Genomic DNA, 21961 nt, shown 5'->3' with positions numbered 1-21961 from the left:
GAGAGAAAGAGAGTTATGAATTTTAAAGCCCTGCGAGTAGAAGAAACCGCCAATGGCGAGTTTGAAAAATCCATTGTTGAGCGGACCCTCAATGACTTACCTGAAGGTGAGTTGGTCGTTCGTGTACATTACTCATCACTGAATTTTAAAGATGCGTTGTCGGCCCACGGAAATCGTGGTGTTACCCGTAAGTTCCCCCACACGCCAGGTATCGATGCCGCTGGTGAGGTGGTTGAAGATGCCTCTGGCACGTATAAAGCCGGTGATAAGGTTATTATCACCGGTTACGACCTGGGTATGAACACCGATGGCGGTTTGGCGGAATATATCCGTATTCCTGCAAGTTGGGCTGTGGCATTGCCAGAAGGTATATCAATGCGTGAGTCCATGATTCTGGGAACAGCAGGCCTGACAGCAGCCCTGTGTGTGCAGAAGTTACTGAACGCTGGAGCTAAGCCTGAAGATGGCGACGTGATTGTCACCGGTTCAACCGGTGGTGTAGGAACAGTGGCAATCGCACTGTTAGCCAAGCTGGGTTTTAAAGTGACGGCTGCAACAGGCAAGCTGGAAGCCTCCCAGCACCTTAACGATCTGGGGGCGAACTGCGTTATTGAGCGTGATAGTCTCAACGAGTTCAGCTCCAAGCCTATGGTTAAGCCGCAATGGGCGCACGGTATCGATACTCTGGGCGGAGATTATCTTTTTAATGTTGTTAAGGCCTTGCAATATGGTGGCAGTGTAGCCGCTTGTGGTTTGGCCGCCGCTGCAGACTTTAAAGCCAATGTGTTCCCGTTTATTTTACGTAATGTCAATCTGCTCGGTGTCGACAGTGTGGAATTGCCGTTAGCGACCAAGGCTGATGTGTGGCAGAAGCTGGCGTCTGATTTTAAGCTGGATGGACTGGGTTCTATGGCAGAGGAAATCTCTCTAGAGCAGGTGCCGCAATACCTGGATCGTATCTTTAACGGTAATGCGTTGGGGCGTTATCTCGTCAAATTAAATTAATATCGATTTACCTATCTATTACAAGGGAATGTTATGTTTGTTGCTTTTTTAGTTGCGGCTACCTGCCTGCTGATTGTCTTAGCCATTAAGCTGGGTTATTTGCCGGTCGAACGCTTCGGTGTACTTATGAAGCCGGTTACTGCGGTACTCTTTGTATCGCTAGCCGTTGGTTTGTTAAGTAACAGTATTTTCTATGCGGAGCCGGGTTACATCTATCATGTTCGTACTGTATTGGGTAATGAAGAGGTAGTGTCTGATCCAGGCTACAAATTCTATCCATTTGGGCGTTATAACGCTTGGAAGCGTGCCATGACTGTCCAGGCGGCTACTGGGTTCTCAGATAGTGTTAATGCGGAAAAAGAGTTTGGTGGATCTAGTGCCTCTTTGCCGCCGCTAAACATTATGTTCCTTGATCAAGTAGATGCCCACGCTGAAGCAACTGCGAGATTCTCTATCCCTTCTGATGAAGAGCAGTTTCTTCAGTTAGCCCATGAGTATCGTTCTCCAGAGAATCTTCTACGCACTGCCTTGATTCCTGCCTTCAAGGAGACGTTACAGGCATCAGCTAGTTTGATGAGTGCTGAGGACTACTATTCTGGTGGTCGCACCGAGTTTAATAGTGGTTTTGAACAGCAGATGGGTGCGGGTATTTTTATTGTTCGTCGAGTGGAGGTGACCAAAAAGACCAAGCGAAAGGCAAAAGCTACAGCCAATGCTACGCTGGGGGCACAACAGGAGGACTACGGAGATGAAACCAAGGTGACATTTGAGGTTAGAAAGATCTTGGATGAAAACGGTCAGCCCAAGCGTAAGGTGCAGAAGTTTATTGCCTTTGGTATTTCTGTTGTAGATGCTCGTGTAACAGATATGCGCCCCAATAAAAAGTTTGTCGAGCGTATGCAATTAAAGCAAAAGGCTAGTGCTGATAGGGCTATTGCTCGGGAGCAACGAGTTCAGGAAGAGGAACAGCGTCTCCTGGCAATTGCTCGTGGGGAGCGTGAGGTGGCTGAACGTCAGGCGAAAGCCAAGGTTGTGCAAATTCAGCGTACGACAGAGGCTGAAACAGAGAAGCAACTGGCGATTACCTCAGCTCAAAAGCTAAAGGAGCAGGCGCAAATCGAAAAAGAGACTGCTCAGATCCAGTACGAAAAGGCTAAGATTGAGGCTGAAACTCTGCGAACCTTGGCTGATGCTGAGGCATATAAAAAGAAAGTTATTTTGAAAGCGGATAATGCTTTGGCACAAAAGCTAGATGCAGAGGTTCAAATTCAAAAACTTTGGGCAGAGGCTTATTCTAAGCGGGCTGTGCCAACTAATGTCTTTGGTTCTAGTGGTGGTACACCGGTTGGAGGAGATGGCGAAGCTAAGGCATTTATGCAGCTTTTAACCCTTGATGCAGCGAAGCGCCTAAGCTTTGATAGAAGTATTGCCAATAATCAGAAATAATAAATCAAATTAAGGAAGGGGTGGAATCTCCTTCCTTATTCTCTTTTTAGTCCCGCCTTAATCGATCACTGATAGCAATCGGGTTCGGGTAATTAAAGATTACGATATAACTCGATACCAGGAAGGTCATAATTGCCGTGGCCTGAATCAGCACTGATGCTCGGTCACCAATCATGCCATTGGTGACTGCCATAAACACAATCAGTAGTGAGAATTCACTGATTTGCCCCAGGCGAAAGCCAATGTCCCAGGCTAGGGATTTCTTTTCGCTCATGCGTCCTAGCAGGACTCTGAAGGTGATGGGTTTGATGATAAGGATTGCCGCGGCCAAGACCAGGCTGGCGATGATGACATCGCCCAGTAAGCCGAGATTAAATCGCGCCCCGAGAGAGAAAAAGAACAGGATCAGGAAGAAGTCGCGCAGAGGCTTCAGGCTAATGGCAATATATTGAGCGATTGGGCTGGTGGCGATGGTGATACCTGCGATAAAGGCGCCGATTTCTGCCGACAGACCAATCATTGAGGCGAATTCCGCAAGCCCCATGCACCAGCCAATGGCCAGCAGAAAAATATATTCATGAAAGCGATCGAACTTGGCGATCAGTTTCAGCAGGATAAAGCGCACAAACAGGTAAGCTGCGAGCCCTAGAGCAGGCAGAGCGGCAATGGTCATACCGAACTGCTGTGGGTCGACTTTACCCAGATCGCCACTTAGCAGAATCATAAGACACAGAATTGCCAGAAAATCCTGAAACAACAGTAAGCCCACCATCAGTTCACCTGTGTGCTTGTGGTGGAGTACGGTAGTGGGTAAGAGTTTGATGCCAATTATGGTGCTGGAAAACATCATGGCCATGCCGATAATCAGGTTTTCCTGATGGCTAAAGCCGAAAGCATAACCAATGATATACCCCATAACAGCGAAGATAGCGGAGCTAATTAGGGCTACGCTGGTGGCTTTTTGCAGAACACTGAGCAGGGCTTTCGGCTGCATATCCAGGCCGAGCAGGAATAGCAGGAAGATGATGCCGATATGTGACATTTCGGTAACGAGATTAACGTCGTTAATCAAACCGAAGCCATAGGGGCCCAGAAGGGCACCCAGGGCGATATAGGCAACCAGAAGGGGTTGGCGCGTATACAGCGCCAGAGACGCTATAACGGCAGCGCCTGTAAAAATTAAAAAGAATGATTGGAAAAGATGCTCGCCCATACTGCTCATTATTTACGTTGTTTGGATACTATTATGGGCGGCTTCAGGCAGCGGCTCAAGCCGGAATTGGCTGTGTTTCCCTTTTGTCTGCATTCTCCGCCAGGTAATCAAGTACCATTTGCTGGAAATAAGTCAGGGCTGTCTCACCATTAGCTCCACTGAGCGGGCCCACTTCATACGCGGGTGATAAAGTTCCTTTATTCACCATTTCTACCTGCCAGACGTCTTCAATGTGGAAGTTACCTGAATCCAGGGCGTGACCCTCAATATCTTTTAGGGTAATCGGTCTGTCGATATTGACGTTGCCATCCTTGCGATAGCCCACGCCTGGGAGGGGAGCAAAATCAGCCAGGGTTTTAAGACGTTGTGCCTTTTCCCGGTTGTTTTTCCAAGGGGCTACCATAATAAACACTTCAAGCAGGGTTTTGGTGGGGCTAACAGGCACCAGTTTTGCGAAACCGACATTGTCCAGTAGAGGTTGGACAAGAAAGCTGGGAAAGAAACCAAATACTTCGCCGCCGTATGTGTTGATGTCGACCCCTTCCAGTGGGGTCCAGTTAGTCATAAGAGCATTTAACGTTACCTTGGCTTTTTCCTTGGTGGTCATACGCTCCATAGATGTCTGTAAAATCGAATCGTTGCCAGACCAATGCCAATGGCGGCCATGTGGGCGCCAATCCTGAGCCTGAGTAGTGGGGCCTTGCAGGGTGTCTTTATGTAGGTGTGAAAGGTGGTAACCGTCCTGGGCATTTTCAACAAATGATTTCCAATTGCAATTCATGGCCCATTCAACTCGGGTGATAACCTTAAGATTTTCCGTTTTGGCTGGCCAGGAATGCTCAGGCAGGTCAGCAAGATACTCATCAAAGGTCTCATCCGGGACCGCTTGAGGATGAATAAACAGCAGATTACGGAAATTGCCTAGGCTACCTGCTTTGAGGTTCAACTCGCATTTCTTGATGTTCGCGTCGAAAAGCTCTTGCTGTTGCGGGATGCCGCGGAGTTTACCGTCAGTATTGTAGCTCCAGCGGTGGTATGGGCAGGTTAGGGTGCCCTTCATGTTGCCCGTTCCTTCGAGGATCGCGGCCCCCCTGTGGCGACAGACGTTGTGCAGAGCTCTGACGTTACCATCACGACCGTGAATAACGACCATGGGGTATAGACCTACTTGTACACAGTAGTAGTCTCCAGGATTTGGGACGTCGTCCATTGAGCAGGCAAATGTCCATACTTTGCTAAAAAGGTCTCGTTGTTCTTTATCGAACCAGGACTGAGAGGTGTATGCTTCTTGAGGGAGGAGTTGTCGGGCTGTCTTCGGTTTTACGCCACGCTTGATGGTTTCCATGGTTTGTGTCTCGATGGTTGCTATACTTTCTTGATGTAGATTGTCATTTGTGACAATTTACATCAAGGTAAATCCCTCTAACTCGAATTTTTTCTCAACTTAGGCTTTTTGAAGAGGCTAACGGATTGAATGGGTTTGAATATGAGCTTTCATATGTGCAAGATTACAGAGTGCTCGCTTAAGGAATGGACAGGGAATATATAGAAAGCGTGCTTGCAGAAGAGAACGATTGATTATGGTGAAAAAAGTAGTTTCCAAGCCTGTAACGCGCTCTGATGGTAAAGCCAGTCGGACGGCCATTCTTGATGCTACGTTGATTATCATTCTGCGCGACGGCATTCGCTCAGTGAAGTACAAAAGTGTTGCAGAAGTTGCCGGCGTGACCCAAAGTTCTATCGCCTATTACTTTAAGGATATTCCACAGCTGATTACAGAGGCTTTCCTGCATTATCTTGAGGGTTATGAAGTCGGTATGGAGGTGGCTCGAGGCGTCGGCAAAAAGATTCTTGCAAAGTATAAAGGCCAGGATCTTCAGGCCCGTGAAGTAAGGGAAGCTATAGTTAACGATCATGTAAATAGCCTGATGTATATCATTGCATCTGGCGACGAAGATAGCGCTACTTATATGCTGTTGGATCGCATCTTTCGCAACGAAATGCTGCAAAATCCGGATCTTTTTGGTGCGCTTAGAGCTCAGGATCAAAAAGATCTTGAAGCTATGGAGCATTTTTTCCAAGCTTTGGGTTGTAAGTTCCCGGAAGAGGATGCAGTACAGCTATTTTCATTATTGTGGTTTTTGTCTGAGCGCCTGTTGCAAAACAGGCACTCAGATTCTGAAATCACTTATGCTCGCCGCATGCTGCGAAATAGTTTACGACAGTGTTTAAATCTGTCGTAAATCAGGTCTTCTGCAGTTGGGAGTATTTAGCCAGGGTGTCATTGATTCTTTTGTCAATTTCAAGGTTGTGCGGGGAGTAGCCGGGCAATACAGTTTTGGCGATTTTTCTAATCAATGACCAGCGATGTTGCTTAAGTATATTTTTGTTTCCGATTGGCGGTGTGATGGTCTGTTTGTAACACTGTGCAAAACGCAATAAGTAGCGGACCAGGTGAAGCTGTGCGTAGCTGCCCCAAAGCAGGCGGTAGCTGTATTGGCCGCCTAAAGCATGAAATGCATCAAATGCTACGGTGCGATGTTCAATTTCTTCTGCCAGGTGCCATTCCAGTAGCGATTGCCAGCGAGATTCGAGCGTTTTAAAGGTTTGGTGTTCAAACGCCCACAGTGAAAGGGCACAGGTTGCTGATTCAAAGCCTTCTGCATAGGCCAGATTAAATTTAAGGCTTTTTGATTTACTAAATCTGTTGTAGTCCGAACTCAAATCATCTTCGGCTTGTGCCAGGTTTTTTTGGGCCTCAGGTGAAAGCTTCTGGCGCAGAGTTTTATTCATTTTGTCGTGCTGGTGCAAGTGGCTGGCTTCCTGACTGGCGAACGCTTTTATGTCTTCTCGCAAGGATGGGTTGTCTATAGCTTGAAGTGCCTTTCGCATGGAGCGAATGATGTAGCGTTCAATATGCGGTGCAATAATGCTTGTGGCAAACGACAATGATGAGTAATTGATGTCTTCAAGGTCCGGAATTAAGGGGATGTCTGAAGCAAAGCTGAAGTCAGGTTTTCGAACAGTTAATTGGGTCATGGTAATCTCTATGGGGTATCTATGGTTATTTTTTTCGACTGCTAAGCATGAGGGTTACAAAGGCGTAAAAGGTAAAAAATATGGCCGCAAATGCTGGAAGCATGCTGGCGACATCAAACATATTGCCTGTGCCAAACTGTTCCGAATGTAACGCCAGGCCGCGGTTGGTCCCCCACAGGCGGGCAATATAGAAAATGATATTTCCCCATACCATTATCTTCAGGGAGAAGCAGATACGTCGTGCTGTAGGTAGGGGGAGGCTCAGTAGGTTAAGGCTCAATCCAGCGGCAATGCAGGCGATGCCGTTGGTAATACTGCCGGTATGGGCCGCACGCCAAAGCGCTATATCGCCTGGCATATTTATCGGTGTGGAGAATATGGGCCAGAGAGAAATCTCTCCAAGGGCGCTGTAGGTGAGGCCTATTCCCGCAAGCAAACCAATCAATAATGCTGCGCTACCATGAAAGATTGAGGATAGTTGGAGTGTTTTTACATTGGGGGGAAGGGGTGGGTTACTTTCTCGTTTAATACTGTCCATTGTTAGAAATTCTCACAGATTTTGAAGGTGAGGAGCGTAGCATCAGCAGTTACCTGCGAGAGATTCATTGTTGGTCATTATGTTGATCATTAAGTGTCAATTGTAATGTGGTTGTATCAAACGCAAGTGAGGGATTGTTGTGACTGATGATTTACGTTGTTCCGATTTACGTTGTTCCAGTGCTTACGCACAGGTTTTTTTGCGCGCTAATGGATTGAGTGACGAAGTTTTACAGTCTCTTGGTCTTCCACTTCAATGCCTTGAGAAAGCAACCTATATCAGTGGTCGCCACCACTTGGCGATAGTGAAAGCTTTGGATGATATTGTTGATGATCTTTTATGGGGGGCAAGAACAGGGGATCAATTGAGTATGCATGCCCATGGGACTGTGGGCTTTGCCGCTGTTAGTGCTCCAACTTTGGGGGCTGCGCTTGAAGTTATGATCAAGTTTTATAGTTTGCGAACAAATACGTTCGTATCTCGGTTGGATAAATTGGGGCAGCAGTATCGGTTTTCTATGGATGTGGCCTATGAAGACCTTGTCTTCGCTCGGGTTATTTCACAAAGCGTCATTCGTATTCTTCAGAAATTAATAAAGTTAATCGTAGGGCAAGAGAGGAGTAGGCAGTTACTGATTAGCTTCGCAGCTGAGCAAATTGATTGTGCTGATGAGTTGAGTGCTTTTTATGGTGTGCCCTGTAGATTTAATGCAGGTTTTACCGGTTTTTCAATGCCGGCAGATTTATATGACGAGGTTTCGCCCTTATCCAATCCTGCAGCTTATCAACTGAATCTTAATCAATGTGAAGGGCAGTTGAGGCGGCAGCTTGCTTTAACCATGACAGAGCGAGTTGAGGCGGAGCTTCAGTACCATTTTGAATCTGTGGCAAATGGGCTTAGGGAACCTGATTTACCTGTATTGTCGGAAATGGCGACTTACTTTCATATGAGTCCACGTACGCTAACCCGTAAGTTACAGGCTGAAGGCAGTCACTATAAGTCTTTACTGGAGACTGTGAGATTTGAACATGCAGAGGGATTGCTTGCAGAAAAACGTCTGGATATAGGGAGTATTGCTTCTATTCTAGGGTATCAGGAGGCTTCAAATTTTAGTCGGGCTTTTCGAAGGCGGTATGCTATTTCCCCGCAGGATTGGCGTCACCCCAAGGGGAAGTAGATATATTTATAATCTCAGGTGTGTTTTATTCTGAGGCCGGTCTTTATATCGGTAACTTGAAATATTTTTCGACTTCTCCGTTTGTCATTTGGCTATTGTTTCTAGTGTGCGGACGAGTGACTTTTGAGTGGCTCGTTTGCTCCATTGAGAACAATAAATCGGAGAGTATTCCATGAAATCCCTATATACCTACACGGTTCTGCTGGTTGGCTTGCTGAGTCTCGCAACCAGTCATGCCGAGCTCAAATACACAGAAATGGTGACCGTTCCCGCTGGCTATTTTCAAATGGGCTGTAACAAGAAGATAGATCCGGATTGTTACGAAAACGAGATGCCTCTTCACCGCGTTTGGTTAAAGAAATTTAAAATAGATAAATACGAAGCTACCTATGATCGCTATCAAAAGTGTATTGCTGAAGGAAGTTGTAAACCGTTAGGGCAGGGCGGGGCTTGTAACTTTGGATGGCCCAATGTCGGGGATCTACCTGTCAATTGTGTGACCTGGGAAAATGCCAAAACGATGTGTGAATTTGAGGGCAAGCGCTTGCCTACAGAGGCCGAATGGGAAAAGGCTGCCCGCGGTCCTAAACCAAATCTATACCCGTGGGGTAATGAGGAGCCTAATTGTAATCTTGCCGTTATGGATGGAAGCGATGGGGGGAATCTTGCGTGCGGTAAGGGCTTGGTAGAAAAACCGGGCACACGTCCTATGGGGGCTTCACCCTATGGCGCAATGGATATGGCGGGTAATTACTGGGAGTGGACCGCAGATTACTATGGCCACTATTACTATTATTCAAGCCCGGAATCCAATCCTAAGGGCCCCTGGAGCGGCGACTATCGTGTCGCGCGTGGTGGAGATCTTTATGCCCGTAAAGCCTGGGAGTTACGCACCGTAGCGCGTTTCCCCTACGACCCCGTTAATTACAGTCCTGCCGTTGGTTTTCGTTGCGCCCAATAAGCGTCTGGTCAATTTGTTGAGGATATAAATATGAAGAAAACACTGATCTCGGCGCAACTTTTCGGCGCCGCAATGTTAGTTAGTCTGGGCAGTAATGCACAAATCTTTGATGATAGCGAGATGATTCACATTCCCGCAGGTAAATTTACCATGGGTTGTAATCATGATGACTGTGTGGGTGATGATGTGCCGGCCCATAAGGTTAAGTTAAAAGGTTTTTATATTGATAAATACGAAGTGACTTTTCGTCGCTATAAGCTCTGTGTGGAAAAGGGCGATTGTAGCGAGCCTATGATTGGCGGTTCCTGCAATTGGGAGTACCCCGCTTGGCATGATGATCATCCGGTTAATTGTGTTGATTTTAAACAGGCAGAGTCGCTTTGTAAGTCAGAGGGTAAGCGCCTGCCGACTGAAGCTGAATGGGAGAAGGCGGCGCGTGGTGTTGATGGACGTAAATTTCCCTGGGGCAGTGAGCCCCCCACCTGTGATCATGTAGTGATGGATCCAAATGGATTAGAAAAGCCGCAGCCAGGTTGTGGCCGTGGTACCAGTCAGCCGGTCTACCATGGTGAGGGGACTGGTGATTCTCCCTATGGCGTTGTGGGGATGTCGGGTAATATGTGGGAGTGGACCAGTGATAACTACGATCCTGAGTACTACAAAAACAGTCCTAAAAGTAATCCCACCGGGCCGTGGATTGGTTATGGTTTGAAAACGGTTAGAGGCGGCGGCTTTACGATGCGCACACCAGCAGAGCTGACGACGACACTGCGCTTTGGGTATTCACCTGAGGGAGAAGGTTACTTGTTAGGCATACGTTGTGCGATGGATGAATGAGTTCTGTTGTTTATAGTGGAGCCTGTAATGGCATAAAAAATCCGATACCCCAAAAGGTATCGGATTTTTTTTGACTAACGATTGGTGCTAGTTGTTAGGCGCGACGGCGGAACAGAGGGATTGGCTGATCCACAGCTGCCTGGTAGGTCTCGCTAAAATCGCTCAGCGAGGCCATGGCATCTTCCAGTTTGCTGTCGTCAGCAAATTGGAAAGCATTGAAGCCGCAGCGCTTGAGGTAGAACAGTTGGTCGCGAATGATACTGCCAATGGCTCGTAGTTCACCGTTAAAACCAAAGCGCTCACGCAGCAGGCGGGCAGCGGTAAAGCCGCGGCCGTCCATAAAGGTAGGGAAGTTTACCGCAACCAGAGGCAGTTGCTGAGCTTCCGCGCCTAGCAAATCTGCGGTTTCATCGCTATCGAGCCAAACGCCAACATCATTGCGGGCACTGAGAGCGTCTTTTTGTGCCTGCCATACGGACAGGGGCACAATGACCTCACCAGTTGGTACTTCCGCAGATTCGGGTGCGTCGGTTTTTTCCAGCAATTGCCAGGAGTTGTCGGCAATAGCGTTATCTTTAATCAGCTTTGGCATAAACGCGCTCCTTAAATGGGGCTAAACCAATACGGCGATAGGTATCGATAAACAGTTCTTGATCCTGGCGCTGTTCAACAAACACGTCGATCAGCTTTTGCATGACGCTAGGCATATCAGCACGAGAGAAGGATGGGCCCAGTACCTTACCCAGGCTGGCATCGTTACTGGCGTTACCACCCAGCTGAATCTGGTAGAACTCTTCGCCTTTTTTATCAACGCCCAGAATACCGATGTGGCCGATATGGTGGTGACCACAGGCATTCATACAGCCAGAGATATTGAGGTCGATGTCGCCCAGATCGTACAGGTAATCCATATCGTCAAAGGTGCGCTGAATAGCTTCCGCAACAGGAATGGATTTGGCGTTGGCCAGGGAGCAGAAGTCACCGCCAGGGCAGCAAATCATGTCCGTCAGTGTGCCGATGTTTGGTGTAGCAAAGCCCCGAGTTTTGCTAGCTTGCCAGAGGTCGTACAGGTCTGACTTTTTAACGTCGCCCAGTACGATATTCTGTTCGTGAGTGGTGCGCACTTCACCAAAACTGTACTGGTCGGCCAGATCGGCAATGGCTTCCAGCTGGCCATCGGTGATATCACCCGGGGCAACACCGGTAGGTTTCAGTGACAGGGTAACAGCGGTATAGCCTGCTACACGGTGTTCGCGGGTGTTGCGAGACAACCACTTACCAAAGGCCACGTTGTCAGCGGCTTGTTTCTGCAGAGCTGCTTCTGCTTGAGCATCATCAAGGCTTTCGTAAGCGTGCTCGGTAAAGAAGCTCTTGGCGCGTTGGATTTCTTCACTGGTCAGGGTAGTGGGGCCGTTTTTCAGGTGTTCCCACTCGGCTTCAACCTTCTCGGCGAACTTATCGGCACCCATGGCTTTCACCAGGATCTTGATACGCGCTTTGTATTTGTTGTCACGACGGCCAAACTGGTTGTAAACCCGGATGATGGCGTCGAGATAAGAAAGAATCTGTTCTTCCGGCAGGAACTCGCGGATAACGCTGGCAATTACCGGGGTACGGCCCAGGCCGCCACCAACAAGTACTTTAAAGCCGATCTCGCCCTGGTCGTTTTTGACCATTTCCAGGCCGATATCGTGAAGTTGTACGGCAGCGCGGTCGCTCTCGGCGCCGGTTACACCAATTTTGAACTTACGCGGCAGGAAGGCGAATTCCGGGTGGAAAGTGGACCACTGACGGATAATCTCGCAGTAAGGGCGTGGATCAACGATTTCGTCTGGCGTGATACCGGCAAACTGGTCAGAGGTAACGTTTCGGATACAGCTACCACTGGATTGGGTTGCGTGCATTTCAACCTCAGCCAACTCAGCGAGGATGTCAGGTACTTCAGGCAATTCTGGCCAGTTAAATTGAATGTTTTGGCGCGTACTGACGTGGACGTAGCCTTTGTCGTAGTGGCGGGCAACATGGGCCAGTTTGCGCAGCTGGGTAGTGTTGAGCATACCGTAAGGCACGTTAACACGTAGCATAGGGGCAAGGCGCTGGATATAGAGGCCATTTTGTAGTCGCAGCGGCAGGAATTCTTCGTCCTTTAGCTCGCCGGCGAGGTAACGCTGAGTCTGGTTACGAAATTGTGCTACACGGTCGCGCACAATTTGATGATCATAATCGTCGTATACGTACATAAGTGGTAGTACACCTAGTTTCTTTGTGGCTATTTGCCTTTAAATCAGGGGTTTATCCTTATATTTGCCCGCATATCAGCATACCGGGCCCGAATAAACGGCGCGAAAGGATACACCAAATTGATCGCAATCGCGAGCCGACCAATTGTATCTAAAGGTAACAAGAAGGGTTACTTCTTATTAGTTACATGCATATGCCATTTGAGACTAAGATAAAATAGCTATAACGAAGCAAGGCGAGTTGCACGAAATATCGCGCTTATGCTTTCCTTGGGTTGTGGATTAATAACCGAAACCACTAAATAGCCAATTAATCGGAGAATAATAATAATGAACGATCATTTTGAAATGCAGGAAACCGGTGATAGCACAGCCGATGCCATTGCAGCCGTAGCTTTAATCGCCATCTTTGTGGCGACATGCATTTTTTGGGTTAGTGGGCAGTAAACCTCCAAAGCAATGGTCTAACGGCCACCAAACAGCTTTAAAACCATATTTACCGCTCCAAGTTTACGCTTGGGGCGGTTTTCTCACGCCTGCAGATTGACGAAATTCGAGCCACTGGTTGGTTTGACAAGTGTTGATGTGTCAATTATTTTTATGACAACGGTCAATAGCATGTGGAGACGATATGGATTTTCAGCTGCATAACAGTTTTACCTTTTGGGTTTCTCGCTTGGCAAATGTCATGCAGGAGCGTTTTAACCATGAGCTGCAGGTCCTTGATGTCACCTGGCCTCAATGGATGGTGATGAATGTTCTGGCCCATGATTTAGCGCAAACGCCAGCCCAGGTTGCAGCTCATATCGGTGTGGATCGATCCGCCGTTACGCGCTTGGTTGATCGTCTTGAGAAAAAGGGCATGGTCGAGCGCCACCATGACGGTCTCGATCGTCGATCTATAAAAGTTGTGCTTACGGATGCAGGTAAACGTTTGGTGCGACATTTGGATGAAGCCGCACATAATCACCAGCAAAACTTTTTAAAAGAGCTACCCAGTACAGAGTACCGGGTGTTAAAGGGTAATATTCAAAAGATGCTCAGGGCAGGTGGTATTGAAACCCTCGAGCTATGGAAACACGTGTAATAGCGTTATAGGCAGGTCTTTATTTGTTGGTATTGGGTGATGTTTTAACAACACTATGTATCACAAAATTGCCTTCAAAATATACGACAAAGTCCTGATATTCCCAGCGAGTAATTGGCGGCTCTCCTTTGGGGTCTTGCCAACTTTGAGGTTCACCAAACAATCTCTCTACCTGCTCTTTGCTCATCCCCAGTGTTGGGCGCTGAATATGTTGCTTATCTGAGGCCTGTTGGCCCACAGGAACCTTGATCACATCTCCCTCAGTACGCGTTTCCGCCAGAGCCTGGGTTGCGCCAAGGCTTAAAACCGATATTAGTGCGATAGTGTGTTTCATGACGGGAATCCTTATTATTGTGACTGCTCAGCTTGCCGCTTGGCGGTAATCTGTTGTTGCATGATTTGTCGCGACAGTATCTGTTGATGTGTGCTGCTCAGGCGGTGAAATTTTGCGGCAATGTGGAATTGGTCCTGTGTTTGTTCTTCGCAGCGAATGATTCTGGCGAAGGTCGACAGGCCAACAAAAGAAGGCATAAACATAAGGCGAAGGGCGATATAGCTGCCTTTATAGAGCGCTTTATCGGTCTGAAAGGCTATTCCACCTTCACTGATATTAACCCGGGTTGGTTTGATGCCATCACTTTGATGTTGGTCCGCCATCACATTTTGGGTGAGCAATTCGATTTTTCGGTTAAGGGTTGCCAGGTAATCCGCCAGGGCGCGGTTATCTTCACCGATAGCGGTTAATAGTTGAGCAGATTCGCTGTCTATACGCTTGAACTCAGCAAACAGGCTCAGGCTGCCGCTATCGGGAAACAGATTCTCCGGCTTTTCTGAATCTGCGGTATAGCCGTCGACCTGGCGATAATCCAGTATTAGGTCGTCAGTAATACGAAAAAAAGAGCGTTTTTCCTGAGTCATGGAACCCTTCACCGAAACAAGTACCGAATGTGAGCGATATCTAAGAGTTTATCAGTGACAGCGAATGCTGTCCTGTGAGACTAGACAATATTTTCATGTAGTGAGTGGGGTCGACAGCACTCAGTCATTTAGGTTTAATGCGCCTATGCAAATACGTGTACCTTTATTTATTGGTTTGCGCTACACCCGCGCCAAGCGTCGTAACCAATTTATCTCTTTTGTTAGTGGTTTTTCCCTGGTCGGTATGGCCTTGGGGGTTTTGGCGCTAGTGCTAGTGCTATCTGTCATGAATGGTTTTGATCGTGAGATCAAACAGCGATTGTTACAGGTTATCCCGCATGGTTATCTACTGGCCAGTGATCCTGAGCGAAATCCGTTACGAGATTGGCGGCCGGTTGCTGAGGACATTATTAATCACCCTCAAGTGATTGGCGCGGCGCCTTTTGTAGATGGGCATGGCCTGATCGGTTATGCCGGCAGTGTTCAGGGTATCGAAATTCGCGGTATTGATCCGCAATTGGAGAAATCTGTTTCGGCGGTAGCTGAGCATGTAATCGCCGGTGATTTTCAGCAGCTTGAAGCTGGCGAGTACGGTATTGTGATTGGCCGTTTGTTGGCGCGTTATCTTGGCGTCAATGTCGGTGATTACGTTACTTTAACCTTACCGCAGTTAACCATAACCCCGGCTGGAATATTTCCTCGCACTAAGCGTTTTAAGTTGGTGGCTGTCTTTGAGGTAGGGGCTCAGGTAGATCAGCGTTTGGCGTTAATTCATCTTGCTGATGCGCAGAAGGTGTTCCGCTTGGGACAGGCCGTTCATGGTGTGGAGCTGCGGGTAGATGAGTTGTATCAAGCAGCAGCTGTTGTGGATGAGGTGGCAAAACCCTGGCAGCCGGATTTAGTTGGCAAGGATTGGAGTCAAACCCAGGGCAGCCTGTTTGCGGCAGTGAAAATGGAAAAAACGGTTATCGGTGTGTTACTGATGATTATTGTTGCTGTGGCTGCGTTTAATATTATTTCCAGTTTAGTGCTCATGGTTGCCGATAAGCGTACTGACATTGCGGTATTACGAACCATGGGGTTAAGTCGAGCTCAGGTGATGGGTGTCTTTATTGTGCAGGGGGCCTGGGTAGGTATTCTGGGCATATTGATCGGCGCTGTCGCTGGTTCCTTATTGGCCTTTATTATTGGTGATGTTGTTGTTTGGTTGGAGCAGCTTACCGGCCTGAGAATTTTTGATCCCAACGTGTATTTTATCAGTCATTTGCCATCAGACTGGCAGTGGCAGGACGTTATTATTGTTTGCAGTGTGGGTGCTGTAATGAGTTTGTTATCTACACTTTATCCCGCTTACCGAGCTGCCAGAATCGAGCCGGCAGAAGCTTTGCGTTACGAATAATCAAGAATAAGGAAGACGATTTGAGTCAGGAAGTAAAAAGCGCTGATCACGTTGTTTTGGCCTGCGAAGCGCTGAACAAAACTTACCGTCAAGGCCCGCAGGAAGTGGAGGTTTTAGCCTCAATTAATTTGCAGGTTATGGCTGGTGAGCGCCTGGCCATAATAGGTTCTTCGGGGGCAGGTAAATCGACGCTGCTAAATTTATTGGGCGGTTTGGATACCCCTTGTTCAGGTATAGTTGAATTAAATCGTGCGGCTTTTTCATTGCTCGATGATAATGCTCGGGGGCGTTTGCGCAATCAGCATTTGGGTTTTGTTTATCAGTTTCATCATCTGCTAGGCGAGTTTACGGCACTTGAAAATGTTGCCATGCCTTTACTGATCGGCGGTAAAGCTATGGCAGAAGCTAAACAAAAGGCGTTGCGTATGCTGGATAAGGTTGGCTTGGGCGAGCGAGCCGACCACAAACCCAGTGAACTGTCCGGTGGTGAGCGTCAGCGGGTTGCTATTGCCAGGGCTCTGGTTACCGAACCAACCTGTGTGTTAATGGATGAGCCAACCGGTAATCTTGATCGCCATACTGCGGAATCTATTCAGGCATTGATGATTGAATTAAATCAGTCTCTGCAAACCAGTTTTATTGTGGTGACTCATGACGAACGGTTGGCTGCCAGTATGGATCGTGCCTTGCGCTTGCAGGACGCGGGTTTGCATGAGGTAAACCTGTGATGGTGTCCACGCTTGGGCGTTTTACTGCGTTTGTCGGTTTACGTTATGCCGGAGCCCGTCGTCGCCAACAACTGGTTTCTTTTATTTCTGCCTTGTCTATTGCTGGGCTGGCGCTTGGCGTGGGCTTATTAATTGTTGTCTTGTCGGTCATGAACGGTTTTGACCGTGAATTACGTGAGAATATTCTAAGTATTCTTCCTCATGGAGCCATTTACCAGCGCAATGGTATGGAAGATTGGCAGGCGATGCAGGAGGAGTTTGTGCATCGCGATGGCATAGTTGGGGTTGCCCCTTTTGTTGAGCTACAGGGGATGATTTCACGCAAGCGCAATACGGTACCTGCGGCGGTTTATGGTATAGACGTAGCGTTGGAGCCGCAGGTTTCCAGCGTTGTGAAGTTTATGGATGAACAGGCTTTAGAGCGACTGAGCCAAGGCGGTGCTGTTGTATTGGGGGAAGGTATCGCGAAATCCCTCAATGCCGAGGTGGGTGATAAACTAACGTTATTGATTCCCAACCGGCATCGCAGTGGTCGTGCGCCAAAGTTTCGGGCGCTGGAGGTGGCCGGAATAGTGCACACGGCAACAGAGCTTGATCATGCCCTGGCCCTAACCGATTTGCCAACGGCACAAGCGCTGACCGATTTTCCGGATCGGATATCGGGGTTGCGCATTAAGTTTACCGATCTGTTTGAAGCGCCGGAATGGATCTACAAGGAAGTCAGGCGGTTGCCTTACGGTTATTATGGTACAGACTGGACGCGCAGCCATGGCAATCTGTACCACGCTATTCAGATGTCCAAAAGCCTAGTGGGATTACTGTTGTTTCTAATTGTGGCTATTGCTGCTTTTAATGTTGTGTCGACATTGGTGATGGTAGTGGTCGACAAGCAGGGAGATATTGCCATTTTGCGAACCCTGGGTGCCTCTCGCCGGGAAATTATGGCAATTTTCATGTGGCAGGGCAGCTTGATTGGTGTCATTGGCACCTTGTTGGGGTTAGGTTTGGGCTTGCTCGGTGCCTACAGTGTTCAAGATTTGGTTCAGTTGCTTGAGTCGGTGTTGGGTTTTCAGTTTTTGAAATCCGATGTTTATCCCGTCAGCTATGTGCCCTCGGAGCCCCAGTGGGGAGACTTTGTGTGGGTGGGCGGTGTGGCTGTGGTGATGAGCTTTCTGGCTACGCTATACCCGGCGTGGCGTGCTGCCAATGTTGAGCCCGCAGAAGCTCTGCGGTTTGAGTAGTCGACAGGCGTTTAATCCTGTTGATTTTGCTCAGCTTCCTGGCGGGCCAGGCGCTGGGCCTTGCGTTGCTCCCAGTGGCGCATAACCTGCCAGCGCCAAAATACTTGCATGGCAAAATAGCCGACTGCACCCATTACGACCCCGGTAATAAGTGAGCCTAGTAGCAGGGGTTGCCATAGGTTGGGGAATTCGGAGCGGAACCATTCCCAGGACATTTCCATTGAAAAGGATACTGGAGGACTGCTGAGCAGCCATTGGCCGAGCTCAAAAGTTGCATAAAAAATAGCCGGCATGGTGAGCGGGTTACTGATCCACACCAGAGCAATAGCTATGGGCATATTTACCCGGCAGAAAAGCGCCAGTAAGGCCGCAATAGGCATTTGGCCAAGCGTCGGTAAGAAGGCAGTAAAAAGGCCAACAAAGAAGGCGCCAGAGACCGAGTGACGGTTGAGGTGGAACAGGTTGGGGTCATGCAACAGGTGGCCCAGAAACTGTAGGCTCTTATGTTCCTTGATTGTTGCTGGATCCGGGCTCCAACGTTTAAACAGCTTCTTTGCCATTCACTCTTGCCACTAGCACTCACTGCGAAAAGTTGCGGCATTATGCCTTGGTTTTACCTTTAATCCTAGTCTAGTCCTGGTGCCTGGACAAAGTTGCTGCTTGTGATAATGATGAGTCCAGGCCCCGGTGGTTGAGGGGCTTGGGCGCTGTGTTCAGAAAAAAGTATTACTGAGCGAGAAGTGTAAAGAAGCGTTAGTGTGCATTGCGATTACAGCAGATCAACAATCTGTTTGGCTGCACTAAAGGGAGTGCAGGTATTGTTGATTACAGAAGACTGCAGGCCGGGTAGGCGAGCTTGCACCTCTGGGCTCTGGTTGAGTCGCAGTTCAAGCAGTTCATGGATTAATTTGTTCATCCATTCAGAGTTTTGACGTGAGCGTTTCTCGTAAAACGCCTGGTTGTCGATGGCCAGCTGTTGGTATTCGCAAATCATCTCCCAGATATCGCCAATACGTTCTTTTTCCAGGGCGGAACAGGTTTCTACGCGTGGATTCCAAAAACTGCCGTGTTTGCTCAAATGAAAAGCATTTTGGTAATGCTGCTTGGTACGGCGGGCAAGGTTAATGCTTTCACCGTCAGCTTTATTGATTACCAGTGCGTCGGCGAGCTCCATAATACCGCGCTTAATGCCCTGCAGTTCATCGCCTGCATTGGGAATCATAAGCACCAGGAAGAAATCTACCATGGCGGCAACTTCATACTCAGATTGGCCGACGCCAACGGTTTCTACCAGGATGACATCATAGCCAGCTGATTCACATAGCAGCATGGTTTCACGGGTTTTTTGCGCTACACCGCCCAAGGTGCCCTCAGAGGGGGAGGGGCGAATAAAAGCGTTGTCCTCGCGGGAGAGTTCTTCCATGCGAGTTTTATCGCCGAGAATTGAGCCGCCGCGGACGGGTGAAGAGGGATCTACAGCCAAAACGGCAACTTTTTTGCCGCGCTTAATAAGCTCCAGGCCAAAAGCTTCGATGAAGGTGGATTTACCCACGCCAGGAATGCCAGAAATACCGATACGGATACTTTTACCGGTATCAGGCAGTACTTGCTCCAGAATATCTTGCGCCTGCTCGCGGTGCTTATCGAGCTTGCTCTCCACCAGGGTAATGGCTTTGGCCAGCGCTCGACGATTGCCTTGGCGTAATAGGTCCAGATTAATACTGCTCATGGAAGATTCCTTTATTCACTTTTGTATTGGGTTCTATTCGTTGGTATCAAAAACGAAAACCATAAAGCCCAATAGAAAAATGCCCCCATAAAGGGGGCTAATACTACTACAGAAACTTTGGGTTTGAAGCAGGGATACTCCGAAAAATTTAAAAGTATCCCTCAGCAATTAGCTGCGCGCTTCAGCAACCGCATCCAGCACCTGGCGGGCAGAAACCGGGATCTTGGTGCCTGGACCGAAGATGCCTTTAACGCCTGCTTCGTACAGGAAGTCGTAATCCTGTTTTGGGATTACGCCGCCGGCAACAACGATAATGTCGTCAGCGCCTTGTTTTTTCAGTTCGCCAATCAACTCAGGTACCAGCGTTTTGTGACCGGCGGCCTGGGAGGAAACACCAACTACGTGAACATCGTTTTCGATGGCTTGTTTGGCTACTTCCTCAGGGGTGGAGAACATCGGTGACAGGTCGATATCGAAACCAACATCAGCGAAAGCGGTGGCAATAACCTTGGCGCCACGGTCGTGACCGTCCTGGCCCATTTTGCACACGAGCATACGAGGACGACGGCCTTCAGTGTTTTCAAAGGCTTCGATATCAGACTTAATGGCTTGCCATTCGCTGTCGTCTTCGTAAGGAGCGCCGTAAACACCAGAGATAGTGCGAGCCTGAGCGTTATAGCGGCCAAATTCGGCTTCCATAGCGTCAGAGATTTCACCAACGGTAGCGCGCAGGCGTGCAGCTTTAACAGAAAGATCCAGCAGGTTGCCTTCGCCGCCTTTGGCGCATTCGGTAATTGCAGCAAGCGCAGCTTCAACGGCAGCGTTGTCGCGCGAGGCTTTGATATCTTCCAGGCGCTTGATTTGCGACTCACGCACAGCAACGTTATCAACTTCCAGGATATCCAGGTCGTCTTCTTCTTCGAGAGTGTATTTGTTGACACCCACAATAACGTCTTCGCCGCGGTCAATACGGGCTTGTTTCTTGGCTGCAGATTCTTCAATACGCAGCTTTGGAATGCCGGCTTCGATGGCCTTGGCCATGCCGCCGTTTTCTTCGATCTCTTCGATCAGTTCCCAGGCGCGATCAGCGATTTGCTGGGTCAGGGATTCCATCATGTAAGAACCGCCCCAGGGATCAGCAACCTGAGTGATACCGGTTTCTTCCTGAATAATGATCTGGGTATTACGGGCAATACGGGCAGAGAATTCAGTCGGCAGGGCAACGGCTTCGTCGAGAGCGTTGGTGTGCAGGGACTGGGTGCCACCAAATACTGCCGCCATCGCTTCGATGGTGGTACGTACAACGTTGTTGTACGGATCCTGCTCAGTCAGCGACCAGCCAGAAGTCTGAGAGTGAGTACGCAGCATGGAGGATTTAGGGTTCTTGGGATTGAACTCCTTCATGATGCGGTTCCACAGCAGTCGACCGGCACGCATCTTGGCAATTTCCATGTAGAAGTTCATGGAAATACCCCAGAAGAATGACAGGCGTGGAGCAAAAGCATCTACGTCCAGGCCAGCACCTAGTGCGGTACGAACATACTCACGACCATCGGACAGGGTGTAAGCAAGTTCCAGTGCGGCATCGGCTCCAGCTTCCTGGATGTGGTAGCCAGAAATCGAGATGGTGTTGAACTTCGGCATATGATCGGAAGCGAACGCAATAATGTCGCCAATGATCTTCATGGAAGGGGCTGGTGGGTAAATGTAAGTATTACGCACCATAAATTCTTTCAGAATGTCATTCTGAATGGTACCGGCCAGTTGCTCGGTAGAAACACCTTGCTCTTCACCGGCAACGATGTAGTTGGCCAGAATAGGCAGTACCGCACCGTTCATGGTCATGGATACAGAAACCTTGTCCAGCGGAATACCGTCGAACAGGATCTTCATGTCTTCTACGGAGTCGATGGCAACACCGGCTTTACCGACGTCACCGGATACGCGCGGATGATCGGAGTCGTAACCGCGGTGAGTGGCCAGGTCGAAGGCAACGGATACACCTTGAGCGCCTGCTTTGAGGTTTTTACGGTAGAAGGCGTTGGACTCTTCTGCGGTAGAGAAACCTGCGTATTGGCGGATGGTCCACGGGCGACCGGCGTACATGGTAGCCATTGGGCCACGTACATAGGGGGCCATGCCTGGGAAGGTGTCGGCGTATTCCAGGTCTTGCGTGTCAGCACTGGTGTACAGCGGCTTGATATCGATGCCTTCCGGGGTTTTCCAGGTCAGCTCTTCAGGTGTCAGGCCTTTGGTTTGTTTGGTCGCTAATGCTTCCCAATCCGCCAGTGTTGGCTTTTTATCGTCGGACATAAAGATTGCTCTCGTGTCTGTTATCCATAAATTCTGTGGTAGTAAAGCTAAACAGTAAGCTTGATAGATATAAACCGCCTATCTAATCAT

21 protein-coding genes are annotated in these 21961 nt (G+C 48.7%); 10 read left to right on the top strand and 11 right to left on the bottom strand.

Going from position 1 to position 21961, the window contains the following annotated elements:
* The first annotated feature begins 15 nt into the window (after positions 1-15).
* Positions 16-1005, top strand: a complete 990-nt coding sequence (locus ACGHZ6_RS12845; RefSeq protein WP_390614363.1) for a YhdH/YhfP family quinone oxidoreductase — start codon at positions 16-18, stop codon at positions 1003-1005.
* Positions 1006-1038: 33 nt separating this feature from the next.
* Positions 1039-2451, top strand: coding sequence for an SPFH domain-containing protein (locus tag ACGHZ6_RS12840; protein WP_390614362.1), 1413 nt, complete (start codon positions 1039-1041; stop codon positions 2449-2451).
* A 46-nt stretch (positions 2452-2497) separates the two neighbouring features.
* Here the strand turns inward: ACGHZ6_RS12840 and ACGHZ6_RS12835 are convergent, their stop codons facing one another.
* Both ACGHZ6_RS12835 and ACGHZ6_RS12830 read right to left on the bottom strand, forming a co-directional pair.
* Positions 2498-3664, bottom strand: coding sequence for a cation:proton antiporter (locus ACGHZ6_RS12835; RefSeq protein ID WP_390614361.1), 1167 nt, complete (start codon positions 3662-3664; stop codon positions 2498-2500).
* A 55-nt stretch (positions 3665-3719) separates the two neighbouring features.
* On the bottom strand, positions 3720-5009 hold the full coding sequence (locus ACGHZ6_RS12830) for an aromatic ring-hydroxylating dioxygenase subunit alpha (RefSeq protein ID WP_390614360.1): 1290 nt from the start codon (positions 5007-5009) through the stop codon (positions 3720-3722).
* A gap of 235 nt (positions 5010-5244) precedes the next feature.
* Between ACGHZ6_RS12830 and ACGHZ6_RS12825 the strand changes: the two genes are divergently transcribed.
* Positions 5245-5907 (top strand): TetR/AcrR family transcriptional regulator, encoded by a 663-nt coding sequence (locus ACGHZ6_RS12825; protein ID WP_390614359.1) that lies wholly within the window; start codon positions 5245-5247, stop codon positions 5905-5907.
* A 1-nt stretch (position 5908) separates the two neighbouring features.
* Here ACGHZ6_RS12825 and ACGHZ6_RS12820 read toward each other — a convergent pair whose 3' ends face one another.
* Positions 5909-6703 (bottom strand): metal-dependent hydrolase, encoded by a 795-nt coding sequence (locus ACGHZ6_RS12820; protein ID WP_390614358.1) that lies wholly within the window; start codon positions 6701-6703, stop codon positions 5909-5911.
* Positions 6704-6728: 25 nt separating this feature from the next.
* A complete protein-coding gene (locus ACGHZ6_RS12815) occupies positions 6729-7241 on the bottom strand; it encodes a hypothetical protein (protein ID WP_390614357.1) in 513 nt (170 codons plus the stop codon).
* A gap of 139 nt (positions 7242-7380) precedes the next feature.
* Between ACGHZ6_RS12815 and ACGHZ6_RS12810 the strand changes: the two genes are divergently transcribed.
* The 3 genes from ACGHZ6_RS12810 to ACGHZ6_RS12800 all read left to right on the top strand — a co-directional run bounded on the left by ACGHZ6_RS12810 (position 7381) and on the right by ACGHZ6_RS12800 (position 10216).
* A complete protein-coding gene (locus ACGHZ6_RS12810; protein WP_390614356.1) occupies positions 7381-8418 on the top strand; it encodes a helix-turn-helix domain-containing protein in 1038 nt (345 codons plus the stop codon).
* A 172-nt stretch (positions 8419-8590) separates the two neighbouring features.
* Positions 8591-9379 carry a formylglycine-generating enzyme family protein gene (locus tag ACGHZ6_RS12805; protein ID WP_390614355.1) on the top strand — a complete coding sequence of 263 codons (789 nt, stop codon included), beginning with the start codon at positions 8591-8593 and terminating at the stop codon, positions 9377-9379.
* 30 nt (positions 9380-9409) lie between these two features.
* A complete protein-coding gene (locus tag ACGHZ6_RS12800; protein WP_390614354.1) occupies positions 9410-10216 on the top strand; it encodes a formylglycine-generating enzyme family protein in 807 nt (268 codons plus the stop codon).
* Positions 10217-10310: 94 nt separating this feature from the next.
* Here the strand turns inward: ACGHZ6_RS12800 and ACGHZ6_RS12795 are convergent, their stop codons facing one another.
* Positions 10311-10808 (bottom strand): DUF934 domain-containing protein, encoded by a 498-nt coding sequence (locus ACGHZ6_RS12795; RefSeq protein ID WP_390614353.1) that lies wholly within the window; start codon positions 10806-10808, stop codon positions 10311-10313.
* Positions 10792-12456 carry a nitrite/sulfite reductase gene (locus ACGHZ6_RS12790; protein WP_390614352.1) on the bottom strand — a complete coding sequence of 555 codons (1665 nt, stop codon included), beginning with the start codon at positions 12454-12456 and terminating at the stop codon, positions 10792-10794. The genes ACGHZ6_RS12795 and ACGHZ6_RS12790 overlap by 17 nt, the downstream gene beginning before the upstream one ends.
* A gap of 631 nt (positions 12457-13087) precedes the next feature.
* Between ACGHZ6_RS12790 and ACGHZ6_RS12785 the strand changes: the two genes are divergently transcribed.
* Positions 13088-13543: a MarR family winged helix-turn-helix transcriptional regulator gene (locus ACGHZ6_RS12785; protein WP_390614351.1), complete on the top strand. Its 456-nt coding sequence runs from the start codon at positions 13088-13090 to the stop codon at positions 13541-13543.
* A 19-nt stretch (positions 13544-13562) separates the two neighbouring features.
* Here ACGHZ6_RS12785 and ACGHZ6_RS12780 read toward each other — a convergent pair whose 3' ends face one another.
* A complete protein-coding gene (locus ACGHZ6_RS12780) occupies positions 13563-13877 on the bottom strand; it encodes a hypothetical protein (protein WP_390614350.1) in 315 nt (104 codons plus the stop codon).
* Positions 13878-13891: 14 nt separating this feature from the next.
* The gene (locus ACGHZ6_RS12775) at positions 13892-14461 is read right to left on the bottom strand and encodes a PilZ domain-containing protein (protein WP_390614349.1); all 570 of its coding nucleotides are present in this window, start codon (positions 14459-14461) and stop codon (positions 13892-13894) included.
* A gap of 145 nt (positions 14462-14606) precedes the next feature.
* Between ACGHZ6_RS12775 and ACGHZ6_RS12770 the strand changes: the two genes are divergently transcribed.
* From ACGHZ6_RS12770 to ACGHZ6_RS12760, 3 genes are read left to right on the top strand one after another with little or no spacing between them, the layout of a single operon-like run.
* Positions 14607-15860: a lipoprotein-releasing ABC transporter permease subunit gene (locus tag ACGHZ6_RS12770; protein ID WP_390614348.1), complete on the top strand. Its 1254-nt coding sequence runs from the start codon at positions 14607-14609 to the stop codon at positions 15858-15860.
* A 20-nt stretch (positions 15861-15880) separates the two neighbouring features.
* On the top strand, positions 15881-16588 hold the full coding sequence (gene lolD / locus ACGHZ6_RS12765) for a lipoprotein-releasing ABC transporter ATP-binding protein LolD (RefSeq protein ID WP_390614347.1): 708 nt from the start codon (positions 15881-15883) through the stop codon (positions 16586-16588).
* Entirely contained in the window at positions 16588-17829 is a 1242-nt protein-coding gene (locus ACGHZ6_RS12760; protein ID WP_390614346.1) for a lipoprotein-releasing ABC transporter permease subunit, read from the top strand. Before lolD ends, ACGHZ6_RS12760 begins: the two co-directional genes overlap by 1 nt.
* A gap of 11 nt (positions 17830-17840) precedes the next feature.
* On the opposite strand, the gene ACGHZ6_RS12755 is transcribed toward ACGHZ6_RS12760, so the two are convergent.
* The 3 genes from ACGHZ6_RS12755 to scpA all read right to left on the bottom strand — a co-directional run bounded on the left by ACGHZ6_RS12755 (position 17841) and on the right by scpA (position 21871).
* Positions 17841-18389, bottom strand: a complete 549-nt coding sequence (locus ACGHZ6_RS12755; protein WP_390614345.1) for a DUF2062 domain-containing protein — start codon at positions 18387-18389, stop codon at positions 17841-17843.
* A gap of 209 nt (positions 18390-18598) precedes the next feature.
* Complete coding sequence (gene meaB, locus ACGHZ6_RS12750) at positions 18599-19558, bottom strand: methylmalonyl Co-A mutase-associated GTPase MeaB (RefSeq protein ID WP_390614344.1); 960 nt, start codon at positions 19556-19558, stop codon at positions 18599-18601.
* Between the two features lie 168 nt (positions 19559-19726).
* On the bottom strand, positions 19727-21871 hold the full coding sequence (gene scpA / locus ACGHZ6_RS12745) for a methylmalonyl-CoA mutase (RefSeq protein WP_390614343.1): 2145 nt from the start codon (positions 21869-21871) through the stop codon (positions 19727-19729).
* Positions 21872-21961: the final 90 nt, after the last annotated feature.

This window comes from Maricurvus nonylphenolicus (assembly GCF_042854845.1).
GTDB classification, from domain to species: domain Bacteria; phylum Pseudomonadota; class Gammaproteobacteria; order Pseudomonadales; family Cellvibrionaceae; genus Maricurvus; species Maricurvus nonylphenolicus.
Note: the sequence above shows the minus strand (reverse complement) of the source record. Positions and strands in the feature narration are given on the sequence as shown.

Excerpts from the sequence above, each read along its gene's own strand:
- ACGHZ6_RS12845 (WP_390614363.1), top strand. The coding sequence starts at position 16 with ATGAATTTTAAAGCCCTGCGAGTAGAAGAAACCGCCAATGGCGAGTTT.
- ACGHZ6_RS12840 (WP_390614362.1), top strand. The coding sequence starts at position 1,039 with ATGTTTGTTGCTTTTTTAGTTGCGGCTACCTGCCTGCTGATTGTCTTA.
- ACGHZ6_RS12835 (WP_390614361.1), bottom strand. The coding sequence starts at position 3,664 with ATGGGCGAGCATCTTTTCCAATCATTCTTTTTAATTTTTACAGGCGCT.
- ACGHZ6_RS12830 (WP_390614360.1), bottom strand. The coding sequence starts at position 5,009 with ATGGAAACCATCAAGCGTGGCGTAAAACCGAAGACAGCCCGACAACTC.
- ACGHZ6_RS12825 (WP_390614359.1), top strand. The coding sequence starts at position 5,245 with ATGGTGAAAAAAGTAGTTTCCAAGCCTGTAACGCGCTCTGATGGTAAA.
- ACGHZ6_RS12820 (WP_390614358.1), bottom strand. The coding sequence starts at position 6,703 with ATGACCCAATTAACTGTTCGAAAACCTGACTTCAGCTTTGCTTCAGAC.
- ACGHZ6_RS12815 (WP_390614357.1), bottom strand. The coding sequence starts at position 7,241 with ATGGACAGTATTAAACGAGAAAGTAACCCACCCCTTCCCCCCAATGTA.
- ACGHZ6_RS12805 (WP_390614355.1), top strand. The coding sequence starts at position 8,591 with ATGAAATCCCTATATACCTACACGGTTCTGCTGGTTGGCTTGCTGAGT.
- ACGHZ6_RS12800 (WP_390614354.1), top strand. The coding sequence starts at position 9,410 with ATGAAGAAAACACTGATCTCGGCGCAACTTTTCGGCGCCGCAATGTTA.
- ACGHZ6_RS12795 (WP_390614353.1), bottom strand. The coding sequence starts at position 10,808 with ATGCCAAAGCTGATTAAAGATAACGCTATTGCCGACAACTCCTGGCAA.
- ACGHZ6_RS12790 (WP_390614352.1), bottom strand. The coding sequence starts at position 12,456 with ATGTACGTATACGACGATTATGATCATCAAATTGTGCGCGACCGTGTA.
- ACGHZ6_RS12785 (WP_390614351.1), top strand. The coding sequence starts at position 13,088 with ATGGATTTTCAGCTGCATAACAGTTTTACCTTTTGGGTTTCTCGCTTG.
- ACGHZ6_RS12780 (WP_390614350.1), bottom strand. The coding sequence starts at position 13,877 with ATGAAACACACTATCGCACTAATATCGGTTTTAAGCCTTGGCGCAACC.
- ACGHZ6_RS12775 (WP_390614349.1), bottom strand. The coding sequence starts at position 14,461 with ATGACTCAGGAAAAACGCTCTTTTTTTCGTATTACTGACGACCTAATA.
- ACGHZ6_RS12770 (WP_390614348.1), top strand. The coding sequence starts at position 14,607 with ATGCAAATACGTGTACCTTTATTTATTGGTTTGCGCTACACCCGCGCC.
- ACGHZ6_RS12760 (WP_390614346.1), top strand. The coding sequence starts at position 16,588 with ATGGTGTCCACGCTTGGGCGTTTTACTGCGTTTGTCGGTTTACGTTAT.
- ACGHZ6_RS12755 (WP_390614345.1), bottom strand. The coding sequence starts at position 18,389 with ATGGCAAAGAAGCTGTTTAAACGTTGGAGCCCGGATCCAGCAACAATC.
- meaB (WP_390614344.1), bottom strand. The coding sequence starts at position 19,558 with ATGAGCAGTATTAATCTGGACCTATTACGCCAAGGCAATCGTCGAGCG.
- scpA (WP_390614343.1), bottom strand. The coding sequence starts at position 21,871 with ATGTCCGACGATAAAAAGCCAACACTGGCGGATTGGGAAGCATTAGCG.